This is a genomic window from Bradyrhizobium sp. SRL28 (genome assembly GCF_018596315.1).
Lineage (GTDB): Bacteria > Pseudomonadota > Alphaproteobacteria > Rhizobiales > Xanthobacteraceae > Bradyrhizobium.
Genome location: NZ_JAHEAG010000003.1, coordinates 61,929 through 79,553 on the forward strand (window position 1 = coordinate 61,929; position 17,625 = coordinate 79,553).

Below are 17,625 nucleotides of genomic sequence, written 5' to 3' on the forward strand. Positions count from 1 at the left end.
CGACTTCGCTATGCCCATCAAGCGGCTGTAGCCGAGGACATCTGCCGCGAGAATGGCTGCGAGGCGGCGCGTCGTCATTCCGGCATCCCCACTATCCGGAACGCTTCCGCATACCGTTGAATAATATCTTTGGATCGCCGAAGGCGGTACCGCTTACTTAAAACAGTCGAGAGTCGCTGGGTGGGGTCGATTTGTCTCGCGACCGCCCAAGCCTGTCGCGCTTCTTCAACCCGTCCGGCCATCGCATGGCAAGCGATCAGGGTGTGATGTGCAGCTACAAAATTGGGGTTCTGTTGCACAGCAATTTTCGCCCACAAGGAACCATCCTCATATCGACCAGCTGAGAAATGAGCAGCTGCTATTCCATTCTGGGCCAAATAAATTCGTGGATCGAGGGGGCTCATCCGTAGACCGATTTGGAATTGTTCTATCGCGGCATCTCCGTCACCGAGATAAAGCTGTACATAGCCGTTCCAGAATCGTGCGGCGGCCAAATTTGGATCGAGGCTTATAGCCCGCGCCAGTAGCGCCGATCCCTCCTGTACCTCTCCTATGAATAGCCCGAGGGCTTGCCCAGCTAGTGCAAGCACCAGGGGATCATCTTTACCAAGCTCAAGGGCCCGCCTCGTCAATCGGCGAGCCTCAGTTTCATCTTCAGCATCAGCAATATTCCAGCCAAACCCCCACCGTTGGACATAGCAAGTTGCTCCCAACGCGAATGGGGCTGCATAGCCGGGATCGAGATTGTTTGCCGTCCGGGTGAGCTTAAGCGCCTCTATATTCGCTTCTGGTGTAAAGCGATAAAAACTTGCCAGGGCGCGAAGATAGTAATCGTACGCTTGCAGGCTCTCGGTCGGTTTGCGCTGAGCCCTCGCAATTTCGGACCACTCAAGTTGAGGCGCGATTGCGCCTATTACGCTCGTCGTCACACGATCCTGCAAATCGAAAATGTCTTCGAGTGTACTGTCGTATCTGTCTGCCCAGATATGGTTAGCCGTCTCGGCATTAATGAGCTGTCCTGTGATACGAACGCGATTGCCGGCCTTGCGGACGCTGCCCTCCAGCACGTAGCGGACGCCGAGTTCACGCCCAACTTGCTTGATATCGACGGCTTTGCCTTTGTAGGTGAAACTGGAATTACGTGCGATGACGAACAGCGACTTGGACCGTGACAGTCCAGTGATGATGTCCTCCACCATGCCATCGGCGAAATAATCCTGCTCGGGATCGCCACTCATGTTCTCGAATGGAAGCACGGCGATAGACGGCTTGTCGGGGAGCGCCAGAGCTTGCGTGCTCCCGACAGGCGGCTCATTCGGCGCTGCCGCAGAACCGCTCGCATTCATCCTCAACCGCCACGCCCGCATCGGTTCAACAATATTCTTCAGGTTCTGCGGACCCATATCCTCAAAGGCGAAATTGACCTTCCCGCGGACCTGACGTTGTGCGTCGTCAGAGATGCAAACGCCACCCGGCTCCGCAATCCCTTCAAGGCGAGCGGCGATGTTGACGCCGTCGCCAAAGATATCGTTGTCATCGACGATGATGTCGCCGACGTGGATGCCGATGCGAAATTCGATCCGCTTGGCCTGCGGCATGGTAGCATTTTGCTCAGCCATACCGCGCTGGACCTCAATGGCGCAGCGCACCGCATCTACGACACTGCCGAACTCAGCGAGCACGCCATCGCCCGTGTGCTTGACGACCTTGCCACGATGCTCGCTGATCTTGGGATCAGCGAGCCCACGCAAACGCTCCCTCAGCCGGACGTGTGTCCCTTCCTCGTCCAAGCCGGTCAGGCGACTATACCCAGCCACATCAGCCGCAAGGATAGCTGCAAGCCGCCGTTCAACGCGATTGTCGGTCAAAACGGCCTCCCGAGATCGGTAGATCCGTCGGACATACCAAAGCATGGGGCGTTGCCCTTGGGCTAGGGCCAATGTCCGAGTTGGATCATTTTCGACCGAGTCTGCGTGCGCTGCCTTTCATTTGATGTCCGCTTTGCCCCAAAGCGACCGGCTGCCTATGGCTGCGCGCTAATGAGTCCATGCCCTAGTTCGAGCGCGGCGGCGGATTGGCGACCTGCGGCGTCAGCGCCAGCGGCGGACGCGGCGGCTGCTGCTTCTGCTTGGCCGCGCCCGGCGCGGGCTTCACGTCGATCGGCGGCGGCAGTGGCGCAACCTGCGGCTGGCCGGCGACGGGCGGCGGCGGCGCATTGACGACGGGCGGACGCGGCGCCGTTGCCTTCTTCGCGGGAGGCTGCCGTGGACCTCGACCCTTCGGGGCCACCGGCGCGGGCGGCAGCGCCGCCTCCGGAATCGGCGATAGTCCCTCCGCGGGCAGCACGATTGGCGGCGGCGCCGGCGGCGGCGGCTCGCCACGTTCGATCGCATCGAGCCTTCGGGTTTCGTGATCGATCGCGCGCACCGCCAGCCACGAAGACAATGGAGCAACGTCGACGCTGCGGCTCATCGCGTCGGGCGTGCCCACCGCAAGCAGTTGAATCTCCGGACGCCCGGTCGTCATCGTCAAGGAAAGGGCGGCTCGGATATCGGCCTGATCGGCGCCGATATCGTATCCGCCGGAGACAGTGGCCCGCACGCCATTGCCGTCCAGCGTCGTCGAGCCCACGCGAAGCCGGCCGTCCCTGACGGTGAACGGGATTTGCGCGGAAGGAACCGCAAGCGCGCCGGCCGGAAGAGCGGCTTCGACAATCTGCTTCAATCGAACGTCGTCCTTTGCCTGCCCGCTGTCATTGGCGCGGACCGCTACTTCGAAGGCGCGCGGATCGAGGCCCGAGATCCTGGCCGCCTCCAGCGTCAGCGTTCCGCTGCCGGACAGCGCGCCTGCCAGCGCAGAGGCGCTGCGGCCCTGGCTCGTCAGCGTCATCTGCATCGACGCGCGGCCGGCCGGCATCGCGAGGTTACGATAGCGCAGCGCCGTGCCGTCGACGCCGGAGAACTGAACGCTCGCATTCAACACAATGCCGCTCGCGCCCGGCTTCGTATCCATGCTGGCGGTGACTTCGCCGCCGCCGATCTTGCCTTTGATGGCATCGAAGCTCAGCGACTGGCCGTCGCTCTTGATCACCCCGCTCACCGGCTGCAATTCGCTTCCGCCCGGAAGCAGGCCGCGCAGCGCCTGAAACGCGATCCTGCCGCGCCAGCCCTTCGCCAGCCCGGTGCCGAGCGGCTCGGCGGCATCATGTCCGGCGGCGCCGACCGCCAACGCAAACGCCGGCGCCAGCGCGAGCTGGTCGGCGCCGATTTCACCCTCGATCTCCTTCTCCTCACCGAGCGTCACCGCCACGCTGCCGCGCAGACGCGAACCGCCGGCGCTGCTGTCGAGATCGTCGAAGATCAGCTTGTTGCCGGTGAGCTGCACGCGCGAAGACAGGCCGATGTTCTGCGCCAGCGTATCCGCCGGCTTGAGACCGAGCAGCGGCCCGAAATCGGCGCGGCGAACTTTCAGGCCGAGATTTGCCTGCGCCTCCGGCGCCCATGGCTCGGCGGAGCCTTCCGCTTCGGCATCAATGCCCGTTGCCGAGATCTTTGCCTTGAGCCGCAATGGCGCACCCCACGCGCCGGTCGCGGTGCCCTCGAACTGCCCAGGGCCATCACCCGCCGCGACGACGCGATCAAGACCGAGCCCGGCAAGCAAGGCGCGACCTTGCTCGGACGACAATTTCGAATCGACCCAGACTTCACTGCGCCCGAGGGCTGCGAGATCGAGGCCCTGGATTGCCGCGACAGCCGGCCTGCCTGTGATCGTGGTGACGCCCTTGAGTAGCGGTGAGTCGAGATCAGCGACGGCACGCGCCTGGACCCGGTCGGACTGCGTCGCATTTCTGGTGAGATCGAGCGCCAGCTTCAGGCGCGCCGGGCCAGGGCTGGTCCCCATCGCATTAAGTCGCGCAGCCAGCGCCGGTGAAAAGGGAACGATCAAGCTGGTCAACCGGCTGAGCGAGGCGGCGCTCGAATTGAGCGCGAACCATCCGGTCGCGCTGACGCGGTCGAAATTGCCCGCGCCGTCCAGCGTCACGCTTTCAAGCTGGCCGACCTTCAACTGCTCGAGCGATATCTTCGCCGGCGAGTAGGCTAGTCTGGCGAGCAGCGGGCTCAACTCCTGGCCGGCGGAGGTGGCGCGGCCGATATCGAGCGAAAGCTTCGCCTCGTCGGGCCACTCGCCTTGCGGCCCCGCCAGCGACCGCGCAAAGGCCGTGGCGGCATCGAGATCGAGACGCTCCGCCTTCAGCTCCGCATCGACCCGGGAGCCGTGAACGGCTTGCCGGTACGACACCACGACCCGCCCCTCCACCGTGCCGCCATCGATGTCGGCCTTCATGGCGTCGATGGCAAAGCCCTCGGGTGCCACGGTCACGTCGCCGCGCAGCCGAAGCGGCTTCTGGCTGCGATAGGCGGTCTCGCCGCGGCCCTGCAGCCAGGTCAGCAGCGCCTCGGGATCGGAGGATTCGACGCTGAGCGCGGCCTTGAAGCTATCAGGCGTAACGCTCTTCGCACTGGCCTCGCTGAGCGAAACCCTGGTCGCGCCGGGCGCGCGGAACTCCAGTCTTCGGAGGCTCCAGGATTTGGTATCGCCTTGCAATTCGGCAGCGATGTCCTGCAACGGGCGTCCGCCCAGCATCACCTGCTCGGAAGCGAGTTCGATCTGCGCGCGGACCGGCAGATGCGGAACGACTGATGTGATCGCCCGCAGCGCCGGTAACGCGCGGGCCGGCTCAGCGGCGTTGTCCTTGGCGACGAACCTGTCGGCATCGAGCTGGCGCGCCGACAGCGCCGCGCGCAAAAGCGGTTCCGCACCGAAGCGGATGTCGCCATTGCCTGAAAGTTTCAGCGCGCGTTCCTCCGGGCCAAAGGTCACCTCGACCTGCTCGAGCCGCGCCGCCGAATAATCGGACTTGACCTTCGCGGCGATGCGCCACGGCAGTTCGTCGCCCTTGCCCTTTTGGGCGGGAGCAGCCAGCGTCATCGCGCCTTCGAAGCGCGGCGCGCGGGCATCGAAATTCAGGACGCCATCGAGATCGATGGCGAGCGCGCGCTGGCCCGGATCGATATTGAGATGCACGCGGGTGCCATTGCCGTCGGGGCCCTGCCCCGAGGAGACGCGAAACGGATAGCGCGTGCCCGACAGCATGAAGTTGCCGTCGCCGCGGACCGAGCCGGCCAGCGAACGCACGTCGCCACTGAAGGCGATATCGTTCAGTTCGAGCGTAGAGCGGCTGGCCGCATCATGCAGGGCGATGCGGCCGGTGAGATTGAGCCGATCGATCGCCAGCGAGCCCAGATTGACCGTCCCGGTCGTCGCCGGCCAATCGATGCGCCCCTTCGCATCGAGCCCGAGATCGAGCGACAGCCCGTTGATGGTTAATTCGGTGGCGCGCACCTCGCCGCGCATCAGCGAACCCAGACTGAATTCCACGTCGAGCTTGTCGGCGCGAACCTTGCCGAGATCGTTGGCGCCGCCGACCACCACCGAGCGCAGCTGCAGCGACGGCGCCGGCAACAGCCGGGCGTCGAGCTTGCCGCCGACACGGACCGGCGCGCCGATGATCCGCGTCGCCTCGGCCTCGAATTGCGGCCGGAACTGGTTCCAGTCAATGAAATACGGCCCGACGAGTGCGGCAATCAGCGCAATGATGAAGGCGATTGCCAGGCCGAGCAGCGTCGTCTGCACGGTATCTCCCTTTGAACCACCCCGGCGTGCAGGCCGCGCTACGCCGAACCCGGCCCCGGAGCTGCCCGGAATATAGAGAGAAGTGTGGCGAAGTCACAGCGTCATACTGACAGGAGCCCTGTCCGGCTCCAGGCACCGGAGCCGAGGGTTAACATTGCCGCGCCGAGCCGTTACCAGCTCGCCGGCAGGCGCTTCAGGCCGCGCAGCACGAAGGTCGGCCGCCATTCCGGATTTACAGCGTCATCCAGCCGCAGGTCCGGCAGCCGGCGCAGCAGGGTCGAAATCGCGACCTCGGCCTCGATTCGCGCCAACTGGGCTCCGAGGCAGAAGTGGATGCCGCCGCCAAAGGACAGCGGCCTGACATTGGGCCGGGCGATGTCCAGGCGCTCCGGGTGGTCCGGATAGACCGCGGGGTCGTGGTTGGCCGAGCCCAGCAGACACAGCACGCTCTCGCCCTTGGGAATTCGCTTTCCGCCGAGGTCTTCGATGTCTTCCAGCGCCACCCGGCCGGTTAGTTGTACCGAGGAGTCGTAGCGCAGGAATTCCTCGATGGCGTTGGTGATGAGCTCGGGCCTGGCCTTGAGCAGCGCGAGCTGGTCGGGATTGCGATGCAGCGCCAGCAAACCGTTGCCGATCAGGTTGACGGTGGTCTCGTGGCCCGCGCCGAACAGGAGGATGATATTGGCGGTCAGCTCCTCGTTGGAGAGCTTGTGGCCGTCCTCCTCGGCCTGAACCAGCTGCGTGATCAGGTCGTCGCCGGGGGTCTTCCGCCGCAGCTCGAACATCTGCTGGAAATACATCGCCGCCATCGCATTGCCGGCGTTGCCCTGCTTGATCTCCTCCGGCGTCAGCGGCACCGGATCGAGCAGGCGCCCGCCATCGCGCGAACTCGTATAAAACACCTCGCGATGCTCCTCGGGGATTCCGAGCATGTCGCAGATGATGGTGACCGGCAGGCGGAACGCGAAATCCTCGATCAGGTCCATCTTGCCCTGCGGGATGATGCGGTCGAGCGTCTCGTCGACGATCTGCTGGATGCGCGGGCGCATGTCCTCGACGCGGCGCGCAGTGAACGCCTTCACCACCAGCCCGCGCAGGCGGGTGTGGTCCGGCGGATCCTGCTGCAGCATCCAGTGGCTCATGCTGCGGAACACCGGCTCGTCCATGATCTTGGGGCCGTAACGGCGCATCGTGCGCTCGACGTAATCCTTGCCGAACCGCTTGTCGCGCAGCACGAGGCTGGCCTCGGCGTGGCGGCTGCAGACATACATGCCGAGCGGCGTCAGGTGCACCGGATCGGTGGTCCGCATCCGCTCGTAGTGGGGATAGGGGTTGCGAATGAACTCCGGGGCCAGCGGGTTGAACAGCGGCGCGCTACTGGCAGTCTGAACATGCTCGTTCATGGTGACCTCACTGGTTGCTGTGCGCAGTTCAAAGCGTTTTCCCCCCGGAGCCGATCGATCGAAACTCGATACATTATTGTATTGAGTTGCATTCTCGCCTAAACTGGGCAGATGTCAAGAGTGCGAACCAGACCCACAAGGGACGACACCCGCGAAAAGCTGTTCGAAGCGGCGGCGCGCGTGTTCGAGGAACAGGGCATCGGCGGCGCCAGCATCGAGGCGATTGCGGCGGCGGCCGGCTTCACGCGCGGGGCGTTCTATTCGAACTTCAAGAGCAAGGACGAACTGATCATCGCCATGCTCGAGGATCACGTCGAGCAATCCATCGGGCGCATCCGCGATCTGCTCGACAGGCACAAGAACCTTGCTGATTTCATCGACGCGCTGAAGAGCATGGATAAAAGCCATCACGATCCACTCGGCCGCTCTCCCCTGCTGCATATGGAAATGATCCTGTTCGTGGCGCGCGCCGAAAAGCGCCGGCCTGAACTTGCCAAGCGGCTGCGCGCCCGGCGAAAGCTGGTCACCGACATCATCGAGACCACGGCCAGGAACAGCGGCCGGACGACAATTCTCAATCCGACATGGGCCGGCGCGCTGGTGCTGGCGCTGGAAGACGGCTTTCGGCTGCACCGCCTGATCGATCCCGAGACCACGCCGCCCGACAGCTTTTTTCGCGCCATCGGCGACCTGCAGCGGACGATGGGAATTTCATCGGCCTGAGAGGAAAATATCCGCCTCGCGAAAGCCACCACAAATCGCTAACGTGAGCAGATGCCTGCAAACGCCGACACCGGAAATTCGACGCATTCCGCGAGCCGACGCATACGTCGCTTCACTGCACGCGTATCGTTCCGCCTGAAATGCCTGCTCTTGATTTTGCTGTGTTTGTCGGGTGCGATCGACGCCAGGGCCGAGGAAGTCATTTCGCTCGCGCTGCCGATGAAGTGCCAGCCGGGCGTGACCTGCTTCTTTCAGAACTATGTCGATCACGATGCCTCGGACAAGGCCCGCGACTATCGCTGCGGCGGACGCAGCTATGACGGTCACGACGGCACCGACATCCGGATTCGAAACCTGGAAATACAGAGACAGGGAATAGAGGTGCTCGCCGCGGCGCCGGGACGCGTCATCGGGACGCGAAATGACATGGACGACGTCTCGGTGAAGACCGCGGGCAAGGCCGCCATCGCCGGAAAGGAATGCGGCAACGGCGTGGTCATCGACCATGAAGGCGGCTGGCGCACCCAATATTGCCACATGGCCAAGGGCAGCGTCCGGGTCAAAGTCGGCGAACAAACGACGGCCGGGCAGCCGATCGGCCTGGTCGGCCTATCCGGCGATACCGAATTCTTTCATCTTCATTTTACGGTGCGGCATCGCGGAAAGATCGTCGACCCCTTTGCCTATGGTGTGCCTGCGAATTCCTGCGGCGGCGGCCGGTCGATCTGGGCCGCTTCCCTTGGCGAGCAAACGGAATACCGGCCCCGCGAAATCATCGATTACGGCTTTGCCGGTATCGCGCCGACCATGGAACTGATCGAGTCCGGGGAAATCGGCAAGCATCCCTTCGCGTCGGGCTCGGATGCACTCGTCGCTTATGTCAGGGCCATCGGCCTGCAGGCCGGCGACCAGCAAGTCCTCACGGTGCAAGGCCCGGGCGGTGCTGCCATCTCAACCAACAATCTTCCTGCGCTCGACCGGGACAAGGCGCAGTTTCTTGTCATCGCCGGAAAGAAGCGCACGGAGGTGGCGTGGCCTGCCGGCCGCTACAGCGCGACATACCGCGTAACCAGAGACGGCGCCGAAGTGCTGCGAAAGACTTTCGACGTTGAATCACGTTCTCGATGAGCCTTGATCCGCGCGTTACGGTAATTGCGGCTAGCCCGCGCCACTCTTGATGTGCGCCCTGTGCATTTGTCCCGCGACCGCCCTCACCTTGCGCGGCGACGCCCGCCAGATCGCAACCGCCGACAGGATGCTGACGGCAATGCCGATCGTAAAGGCTGACGTGTAGCTGCCCGAAAGATCGTACAGCAGCCCGGTCGCCCACGGGCCTGCCGCGCCTCCGGCCAGTGCCGCCAGCATGATGGTGCCGAAGATACTGCCGTATTGCCTGCCCTGAAAAATTTCCAGCACCACCGCGCCCATGACCGACGTCAGGCCGTAGCCGAGCGCGCCTTGGGTGAAGATCATGAGATAGACCAGCGGCAATACCGGCGCGAATTTCAAGGCGATCAGCGCGGCGAAACAGATCGCAAAGCCGGCGCAGCTGATGGCCCAGATCCATTCGCGCCCGATCCGGTCGGAAAGATGCCCGAGCCAGATCTGACCGGGGATGCCGAGAAGGCTGACGACGCCGAGCGCCCATACCGCAACGTTGGCGCTGAAGCCGATGTCCAGCAGAAATTTGGTCTGGTGCACCTGCACCGCGTACCAGACATAAAGGCCGCAGAAGTAACCGAGCGAAATCCACCAGAATCGCGCGGTGCGCAGCGCGCGTCGCAACGTCCAGTCGGTATTGGCCCACACGGGATCGACGACGTTCGAGCGAGGCGCGGCCGATGTCGCCGACGGCGCCGCGTCGCCATCCGGCAATAGCCCGATATCCTCGGGGCGCATGCGCAGCAACAGATTGATCGGCGCGAGCACGGCGAGCACCAGGATGCCCATCGCGGTGCAGGCGGTGCGCCAGCCGGTCTGCTCGATCAAATGCTGCACCCATGGCAGCAAGGTCACCGAGCCGATGCCGACGCCGGCAAAGGCGAGCCCCATGGCGAGCCCGCGGCGGCGAATGAACCAGTTCGGCAGAAACAGCGATTGTCCGGAATAGCCGAGGCACACACTCCCCGCACCGACCAGCACGCCGATCGTGAGATAGAGATGCCAGGGCTGCGTCGTCAGCGGCGCGAGCAGCAGCCCGCCGCCCATCAGCGCGACGCCGAGCTCCATCACCGCGCGCGGACCGAAGCGATCCATCATGCGCCCGATCAGCGGACTGACGGCACCGGAAACCACGAAGCCAAAGGAAAACGCGCCCGCGGTGACGCCGCGATCCCATCCGAACTCGCCGATGATCGGCGGAAAGAACAGCGAGAACGCCGTCCGCGCATTGACGCCGATCGCCATGGTGACGAACGTCACCGCAACGATCAGCCAGCCGTAGAAGAAGGGAAGACGCATCACCGCGTTACCGTTTTGTTTTTGCCGCGTTGGTGCGGATGATCAGATGAACGTCACGCTGGCACTCGTGCCTTCGGCGGTCAAGGACGGCGCGTCCAGTTGTCGGCGTTGACGGCGCCGGGAGGAACCTCACCGCCGACGATCTTCTCGACCTGCCGCACCGTCTCCAGCGACTGGCTCTCGATCGCCGGCGGCGTCAGGCCGCCGATATGCGGCGTCGCGATGACGTTCGGCAGCTTGGCCAATTCCGGCGTCGGCATCTGGTCCAGCGCGCGGCCGACATCCATCGCGGCGCCGGCGATGCAGTTCTCGCGCAGCGCCGCTGACAACGCGGCCTCGTCGACGAGATTGCCGCGCGACAGGTTGATGAAGAAAGCATGCCTCTGCATGCGCGCCAGCGCCGCCTGCCCGATCAGATTTTCGGTTTGCTCGTTGGCAACAGCGAGACAGACGACGAAGTCGGATCGGACAAGCAGATCGTCGAGCGGCACATGCTGGAGACCGTGTTCGCTGACGGTCGCAAAGGGATCGGCAATCAGAACTTCCATGCCTAACACCTTGGCGATCTGAGCCAGGTAACGGCCGATGCTGCCATAGCCGATGATGCCGAGGCGGCTGCCGGCCAGTTGCCGCCCCATGATGATCTCGGGCTTGCGCTCCGAATGGTAGTCAGCGGTCGCGCGCGACACGCCACGCGACAGATCGACCATGAAGCCGAGCGCCAGTTCGGCGACCGATTGGACGAAACCCGGCCCGGCCCGCGTGACCAGAACGCCGGCCGCGGAAGCGGCGTCGACATCGATGTTGCGAATATCGACCGCGCAGCGAACGAAGGCGCGCAGTTTTGGAAGCGCTGGAAATATCTCGCCCGGACCCGCGGTGAGCCGGTCGGCCACGATGATATCGACGTCGCGCGCAGCCTGGATCAGGCCGGCGGCGTCGAGCGCGCTGTTCGATTCATACAGCTTCACCTGCGCGATGGCTCGTAGCCCGCTGAGGCTGCGTTCGCCGTAATACTGGGCGCGAGACTGCGGCGTGTGGGTCAACAGGACTTTCAACGCTGGGCGGCTTCCCTATCGATCGTCATGGCATGTGGCGTCACGGCCGGCACATCTATGGCCAGACCGCCGCCTTGCGCAAGGTGGCGGGGCCGCGCCGGCCTACTTCGTTCGCGCAATCGTCGTGCCGTCCCACGCTTCGCCGGCGGGATTTTCGAGTTGCTGCCGGCAGCGGTCGATCATCGCCGATGACGCCGCGTCGTCTTTGCGGATTTCCAGCACCTTCTCGAACGCACCGATCGCGGCCGTGAAATCGCGCGCGCGGAAGGCGGCCAGGCCGGCCTCATAGCAAGCCACCCAGTCGGGCACGCCGCCGAACTCGCCGGCCATATCAAGCAGTTCATAGATCTGCAGTCCGCCCGCGCGGCCATAGACCGCCAGACGGTCGAGTTCGCGAACCACGATGCTCTTCCCCGCTAGCCGGCGCGTCTCGGGGCCAATGATGATCGTGGAGCCGTAGGCTTTATTGGTGCTCTCAAGCCGGCTCGCAATATTCACGGCATCGCCGATCACAGTGTAATTCAGCCGCACTTCCGATCCGATATTGCCGACCAGCATGTCGCCGGAATTGATGCCGATGCGAATCTTGACGCGCTCGCCATGGTCGTCGACGAGACCGGCCTCTTCCACCGCGCGCCGGCATGCCAGGGCCGCCCGGCAGCAATCAACGGCATAATCCGGATTGGGCGACGGCGCGCCCCAGAACGCCATCACGGCATCGCCGATGAACTTGTCGATGGTGCCGTTGTGGTTTTGAATCTGCACCGAGACGCTGTCGAAATAGCGCGACAGCAGCGGAATGATGCGGTCGCCGAGCCGTTCCGACATCCCGGTGAAGCCGGCGAGGTCGATGAACATCACGCTCATTGGCCGCACCGCGCCGCCGAGGCGCGCCCCGTTGCCGTCGCTGATCAGCCGCTTCACCAGATCGGCGGGAATATATTTCCGGAACGCCGCAAGCCCCTGCGCCATGTCGCCGATAGCACCGGAAAGATTCTCGATCTCGGTCAGCCGCGACGGATGCCGCTGCACCTTGTCGAGGTCAAAACGCTCGACATGCCTGATCTCGTTCACCACCTTGATCAGAGGCGCGGCGATCAGGCGCTGAGCGAGCCACGCCGACAGCAACCCGGCGCAAACGATCAACACCGCGAGGCCGATCAGCAGATTCCGGATCGTCATCTGGACGGGTCCGAGAAACTCCGATTCCGGCACCACCGTTACCAGCGACCACCCCGGAAACGAGATCGGCGTGATGACGGCCTGATAGGCCTTGCCGTCCCGAGTCACTGACGTATTGAACGGCTGCCCCTCGCCGGGTTCGTAGGCGCTGCCGGCATTGCGGATCGCCTCGACCGCGACCGGCAACAGCAGGTGATCGGTCTTCAGCGCCACCAACTCGCTGGCATCGGGATCGGGTGAGGCCACCACCTTGCCGTCCCGCTCGAGAAGAAAGGCGCCGGCGGATTTTCCGACCGTGAGCTGCGACAGGAAATTCGAGACACGGGTCAGTTCGATGATGATGGCAATGACGCCTGCCGATTTCCCGTCGATGTCGACCGGGGCCGAGAAGGCCGCCGCCAGCGCTTCGCCACGCGGATGCGTCGTCAGCGTCGACCAGTATTCGTCGTTGGTCTCTTTGGCGACCCGAAACCATTCCTGTTCCGTCACGGAATAGTCGGTTTCTTCGAACCAGCTGGCCTTGAGCCGCAGATCGTTGCCGACGAATTCGTAGCGATTGATGCGCATGTTGCGGTCGGGCGTGATCTCGAGCATTTCGATGATGTTGTTGCCAAGCTTGTGCCCGGCAAAAAACGATCCGTCGGGCCATCCGAACGCCACCCAGGAGATGGTCGGCTGCGACAGCAATTGCGACCGGAAAACGATTTCGCGTTTCCTGGCGTCGCGCGGCTCGAACACTTTCTCGGCCAGCAGCGTTCGCACCGCCATCATCGACGACCGCGCCTCCGTCGTGACCGATTGGAGTTCGTCGCCCACTGCCGAAACGATCTGGTCGTTGATGGTGTTGGCGAGCGTCTGGCTGACCTGATGGGCGGTGCGCCACCACAGCAAATGCACGCCGACGGCGCTGACGATGATGGACGTCAGCACGAGGGCGGAAATGGCGGTGCGGATGCCGAGGCGCATGCGGGGGTCCTGTTTCGCGGGGCCGTTACCGGCCTTACGAGACCATACCAGCGCCTGTTTCAGCCGCGAGGCCATTTCGGCGCCCCGGACACGGCTCTGTGACCGCAGTTGAGCCGTAATGACGACGAAACTTATCGATTGGCTGTTCCGTACATGCCAGGACGGCGCTATGCCTTGTGGCAATTCTCGAAGGTCATGCAATGCACGATGTTTCCATACCGGCGGCCCTGATTGCCGGTCTCGTCAGCTTCCTGTCGCCCTGCGTACTGCCGCTGGTGCCGCCCTACCTGATCTATCTCACCGGCGCGACCATCGAGCATGTCGCCAATGACGGGCCGACGCAGGCCTCCAGGCGCGCGGTGATGACCTCGGCGCTGATGTTCGTGCTCGGCTTTTCCACCGTCTTCGTGGCGCTCGGCGCCAGCGCCTCCCTGATCGGCGGCCTGATCCGCGCCTGGTCGGCAGAGCTCTCGATCCTGGCCGGCATCGTGATCATCATCATGGGCCTGCATTTCCTCGGCCTGACCCGGATCGGGCTGTTGATGCGCGAGGGACGGATGACGATGGCAAAGCCGGTCGGCCTCTGGGGCGCCTATGCCATGGGCCTCGCCTTCGCGTTTGGCTGGACACCCTGCATCGGTCCCATTCTGGCGGCGATCCTGTCGATCGCGGCGGCCGAGGCCACCGTCACCAAGGGCGCCGGGCTGCTCGCGGTCTATTCCGCCGGGCTCGGAATCCCGTTCCTGCTGGCGGCCTTCATGATCGAGCAGTTCTCCTCGCTGTTTGCGCGGTTGAAGCGGCACCTCGGCAAGGTCGAGCAGGCCATGGGCGTCCTGATGGTGATCACCGGCATCGGCTTCCTGACCGGCTCCGTCACCAGCATCAGCATCTGGCTGCTGGAGACTTTCCCCGCACTGCAAAATTTCGGTTAGGCCCCGTAACAAGCGGGCGAGCCATTGCGAAATTGCTGTCAGGACCAGATCACTGCGATCGCGGCCGCGGCTTTTTGCGCGCACTGGATTGAAAGAAGCCGCAGGTCGCGGCATCGCCAATAATTAAAGGGGGGTTCGCATGTATTTCATCGTCCATCTGCTCATCCTGCTGCCCGCGCAAATCGCATCGCATTTTTCCTGGGCCGGACCGCTGATCATGCGGTTGATCGTCGGTTACACCTTCATGCTGGCCGGCTGGGGCAAGCTCAATAATCTGGCGCAGGTGACCGAGAACTTTATCGGCTGGGGCATTCCGTTTCCCAAAATACTCACTCCCTTTGTGTCGGGCGTCGAATTTTTCGGCGGTGCGATGCTGATCCTCGGCCTGTTCACGCGAATCCCGGCCGCGATGCTGGCAGTGGTCATGGTCGTCGCCATCAAGTCGGCGAAATGGGGCGACGTCGATTCGCTGGAGACGCTGCTCGGCTTCGAGGAAGCGACCTATTTTGCTGCCTTCATGTGGCTGGCGATCTGCGGTCCCGGCGCTGCGTCACTGGACCGGCTGCTGGTGAATGCGGCCGGCCACAGCAAGAAATCAACCTGATCTCACAATCCTGTGACAGCGGCGAAAAGCTGAGCCCGGATTTTGTCGCGCGCGTAGCTGTCGAAACGCCAGCGTTTCCGGGAGCCGCCATGACACTCGTCCGCATCGTCGCCTTCGCCCTCGCCACGCTTGTGGCGTCTCCATCGTTTGCTTCGGACGGGCCGAAATGGAGTGAATGGAGCGACGATCTGTTCACCCGCGCGCAGGCCGAACAACGCTTCGTCATTCTCGATCTCGAGGCGGTGTGGTGCCACTGGTGCCACGTCATGGAGAAGACGACCTACGCCAATCCCGAGGTCAGGGAATTGCTGGCCGCGAAATATCTGCCGGTGCGGGTCGACCAGGACGCCAACCCCGATCTGTCGAGCCGCTATGGCGACTGGGGCTGGCCGGCGACCATCGTGTTCGGCCCCGACGGCACCGAAATCGCCAAGATCAGGGGATATATCGAGCCGGAACGGATGCAGGCACTACTCAAGGCGATCATCGACGATCCCTCACCCGGACCGTCGGTCGGCGAAGCCTTTGAGGTAAAGCCGTCCACCTCCGCCTTCCTCGACAAGGAACAGCGCGCCGCGCTGACCAAGAATGTCGACGAATCCTACGAGGAAAAACTCGGTGGCTGGGGCGAGAACCAGAAATACATCGACGCCGACAGCATGGATCTGGCGATCACCCTCGCCGAGGCCGGCGACGCCACCGCGATCAAGCGCGCCCGGCAGACGCTGGATGCCGCCATTGCGCTGATCGATCCGGTCTGGGGCGGCGTGTACCAATATTCCGAAGGCGGCTCCTGGACCCGCGCGCATTTCGAAAAGATCATGTCGTTCCAGGCGCAGTATCTGAGGCAATACAGCCAGGCCTATGCGCTGTGGAAGGATCCGAAATATCTCGCCGCCGCACGCAGCATCGAACGCTATCTCGCTGACTTTCTGACGAGCCCCGACGGCGCGTTCTATGTCAGCCAAGATGCCGATCTCGATCACGATACCGACGGGCACAAATACTACGCGTTGTCGGACGGCGAGCGCCGCAAACTCGGCATGCCGCGCATCGACAAGAATTTATACGCGCGCGAAAATGGCTGGGCCATTTCAGGACTTGCCGCGTACTATAACGTCACCAACGATCCCAAGGTGCTGGCGATCGCGGAACGCGCGGCGAAATGGGTGATCGACAACCGCGCGCTGCCGGATGGCGGTTTCCGTCATGGCGAGAAGGATCGCGGCGGACCATTTCTGGGCGATACGCTCGCGATGGGCCAGGCCTTCCTCGAACTCTATGCCGCCACGGGAAATCGCGACTGGCTCACTTCGGCAGCCAAGGCGGGCGATTTCGTCGCGACCTTCCGGGATGAGGCCGGCGGCTTCGTGACCTCGAAGACCGCGGAAGGCAAGACCGGCGTGCTCGCAAAGCCCGCCAAGCTGATCGACGATCAGGTTCAGGTCGCTAGATTCATGAACCTGCTCAACCGCTACTTCGGCAACGACTATCGCGAACAGGCGGCGCACGCGATGCGCTATCTCGCCAGTGCCTCGGCCGGCATGATGCGTCCGCTGCCCGGCGTCCTGCTCGCCGACGAAGAACTCGCGGTCGAGCCCACCCACATGACAATCGTCGGACACAAGGACGACGCCCGCGCGAGAACCTTGCACACCCTGGCCCGTGCGCTGCCGGCCCGCTACAAGCGCCTGGAGTGGCTCGATCTGCGCGAGGGCAAGCTGCCCAATCCCGACGTCGAATACCCTGATCTCGGCGAACCCGCGGCGTTCGCCTGCAGCAACCGCATCTGTTCGTTTCCGTCCTTCAATGCTGAAGAGTTGCGGGCGACGGTAGCGCAGATGGCCAAGCTGAAACCGGTGCGCGGCTAGATGACTGGAATTTCTTGTGCAACGCACTGGTCATCGGCATCCGCGCTAATCCATTGATGTACCGAGCGTTCTGATCTCGTACGCTCGCAGAGGACGGCGCGGCGCGTAACGAAATACTCTCAAGCCGCCGGCGTTAGACATGGACCTGATGTCCCATACGAAAAAAAGAAAATTTTCTTTTGAAACTCTGTAACCAAATCGCCTGATGCCCCGTAGCTGGTTTCGGATGAGCACTCAAATCACGGAGACCTGACGTCCTCCGGCAAGCCACCGCGATCTGACTGGCATCCGTCCCTCCCTGCGTCGGCGGGGTCTTAGATCGAACGATCAACCGATCTCGCGGCGTTACTTTGTCTTCAAACAATCATCGAGGAGATCGTCATGAAGTTGAATTCCAAATCCGGTGCGACGCTCGCCGCTGCCGCCGCCACCCTGTTCCTCGCCGGCTCGGTGGTGTCGACGGTGTCGACATCAGCGAACGCCGCCGCGGGCAAGTGCATGGCCGGCAACGCCTGCAAGGGCCAGAACGCCTGCAAGGGCACCGGCTTCTCGATGGCTGGCGAAAAGCAGTGCGCCGCCATGGGCGCCAAGTTCGTCAAGGGCTGATCGGCGGATCAAATGCGAGGGAGGGCCCGGCGCTGCCGGGCCCTCGTTGTTTCGACCCGGCGGCCGAAATAAATTCGGTCCCGCGTGTAACCAAGGCCAGACCCACCGCGTAACTATCTCCGGGTG

At 63.4% G+C, this 17,625-nt stretch carries 12 protein-coding genes; 6 read left to right on the forward strand and 6 right to left on the reverse strand.

What is annotated here, in order from left to right:
• Nucleotides 1-74 precede the first annotated feature (74 nt).
• The 3 genes from KIP88_RS08195 to KIP88_RS08205 form a co-directional block, all read right to left on the reverse strand.
• Nucleotides 75-1,868 carry an adenylate/guanylate cyclase domain-containing protein gene (locus KIP88_RS08195; RefSeq protein WP_249790626.1) on the reverse strand — a complete coding sequence of 598 codons (1,794 nt, stop codon included), beginning with the start codon at nt 1,866-1,868 and terminating at the stop codon, nt 75-77.
• Nucleotides 1,869-2,052: 184 nt separating this feature from the next.
• Nucleotides 2,053-5,694 (reverse strand): AsmA-like C-terminal region-containing protein, encoded by a 3,642-nt coding sequence (locus KIP88_RS08200; RefSeq protein ID WP_214487391.1) that lies wholly within the window; start codon nt 5,692-5,694, stop codon nt 2,053-2,055.
• A 170-nt stretch (nt 5,695-5,864) separates the two neighbouring features.
• Nucleotides 5,865-7,097, reverse strand: coding sequence for a cytochrome P450 (locus KIP88_RS08205; protein ID WP_214487392.1), 1,233 nt, complete (start codon nt 7,095-7,097; stop codon nt 5,865-5,867).
• Nucleotides 7,098-7,208: 111 nt separating this feature from the next.
• Here KIP88_RS08205 and KIP88_RS08210 point away from each other — a divergent pair, with 111 nt between their 5' ends.
• Nucleotides 7,209-7,820, forward strand: coding sequence for a TetR/AcrR family transcriptional regulator (locus KIP88_RS08210; RefSeq protein WP_214487393.1), 612 nt, complete (start codon nt 7,209-7,211; stop codon nt 7,818-7,820).
• Between the two features lie 150 nt (nt 7,821-7,970).
• Nucleotides 7,971-8,948 carry a M23 family metallopeptidase gene (locus KIP88_RS08215; RefSeq protein WP_249790627.1) on the forward strand — a complete coding sequence of 326 codons (978 nt, stop codon included), beginning with the start codon at nt 7,971-7,973 and terminating at the stop codon, nt 8,946-8,948.
• Between the two features lie 30 nt (nt 8,949-8,978).
• Here KIP88_RS08215 and KIP88_RS08220 read toward each other — a convergent pair whose 3' ends face one another.
• The 3 genes from KIP88_RS08220 to KIP88_RS08230 all read right to left on the reverse strand — a co-directional run bounded on the left by KIP88_RS08220 (nt 8,979) and on the right by KIP88_RS08230 (nt 13,561).
• Nucleotides 8,979-10,280: an MFS transporter gene (locus KIP88_RS08220; protein ID WP_214487395.1), complete on the reverse strand. Its 1,302-nt coding sequence runs from the start codon at nt 10,278-10,280 to the stop codon at nt 8,979-8,981.
• Between the two features lie 80 nt (nt 10,281-10,360).
• Nucleotides 10,361-11,338 (reverse strand): hydroxyacid dehydrogenase, encoded by a 978-nt coding sequence (locus KIP88_RS08225; protein ID WP_214487396.1) that lies wholly within the window; start codon nt 11,336-11,338, stop codon nt 10,361-10,363.
• 102 nt (nt 11,339-11,440) lie between these two features.
• The gene (locus tag KIP88_RS08230; protein ID WP_214487397.1) at nt 11,441-13,561 is read right to left on the reverse strand and encodes an adenylate/guanylate cyclase domain-containing protein; all 2,121 of its coding nucleotides are present in this window, start codon (nt 13,559-13,561) and stop codon (nt 11,441-11,443) included.
• Nucleotides 13,562-13,686: 125 nt separating this feature from the next.
• Here KIP88_RS08230 and KIP88_RS08235 point away from each other — a divergent pair, with 125 nt between their 5' ends.
• The 4 genes from KIP88_RS08235 (at nt 13,687) to KIP88_RS08250 (ending at nt 17,499) form a co-directional block, all read left to right on the forward strand.
• Nucleotides 13,687-14,418, forward strand: coding sequence for a cytochrome c biogenesis CcdA family protein (locus KIP88_RS08235; RefSeq protein ID WP_214487398.1), 732 nt, complete (start codon nt 13,687-13,689; stop codon nt 14,416-14,418).
• Between the two features lie 139 nt (nt 14,419-14,557).
• Entirely contained in the window at nt 14,558-15,022 is a 465-nt protein-coding gene (locus KIP88_RS08240; protein WP_214487399.1) for a DoxX family protein, read from the forward strand.
• Between the two features lie 89 nt (nt 15,023-15,111).
• Nucleotides 15,112-16,893 (forward strand): thioredoxin domain-containing protein, encoded by a 1,782-nt coding sequence (locus tag KIP88_RS08245; protein WP_214487400.1) that lies wholly within the window; start codon nt 15,112-15,114, stop codon nt 16,891-16,893.
• Between the two features lie 381 nt (nt 16,894-17,274).
• Nucleotides 17,275-17,499 carry a hypothetical protein gene (locus tag KIP88_RS08250; RefSeq protein ID WP_214487401.1) on the forward strand — a complete coding sequence of 75 codons (225 nt, stop codon included), beginning with the start codon at nt 17,275-17,277 and terminating at the stop codon, nt 17,497-17,499.
• The last annotated feature ends 126 nt before the right edge of the window (nt 17,500-17,625 follow it).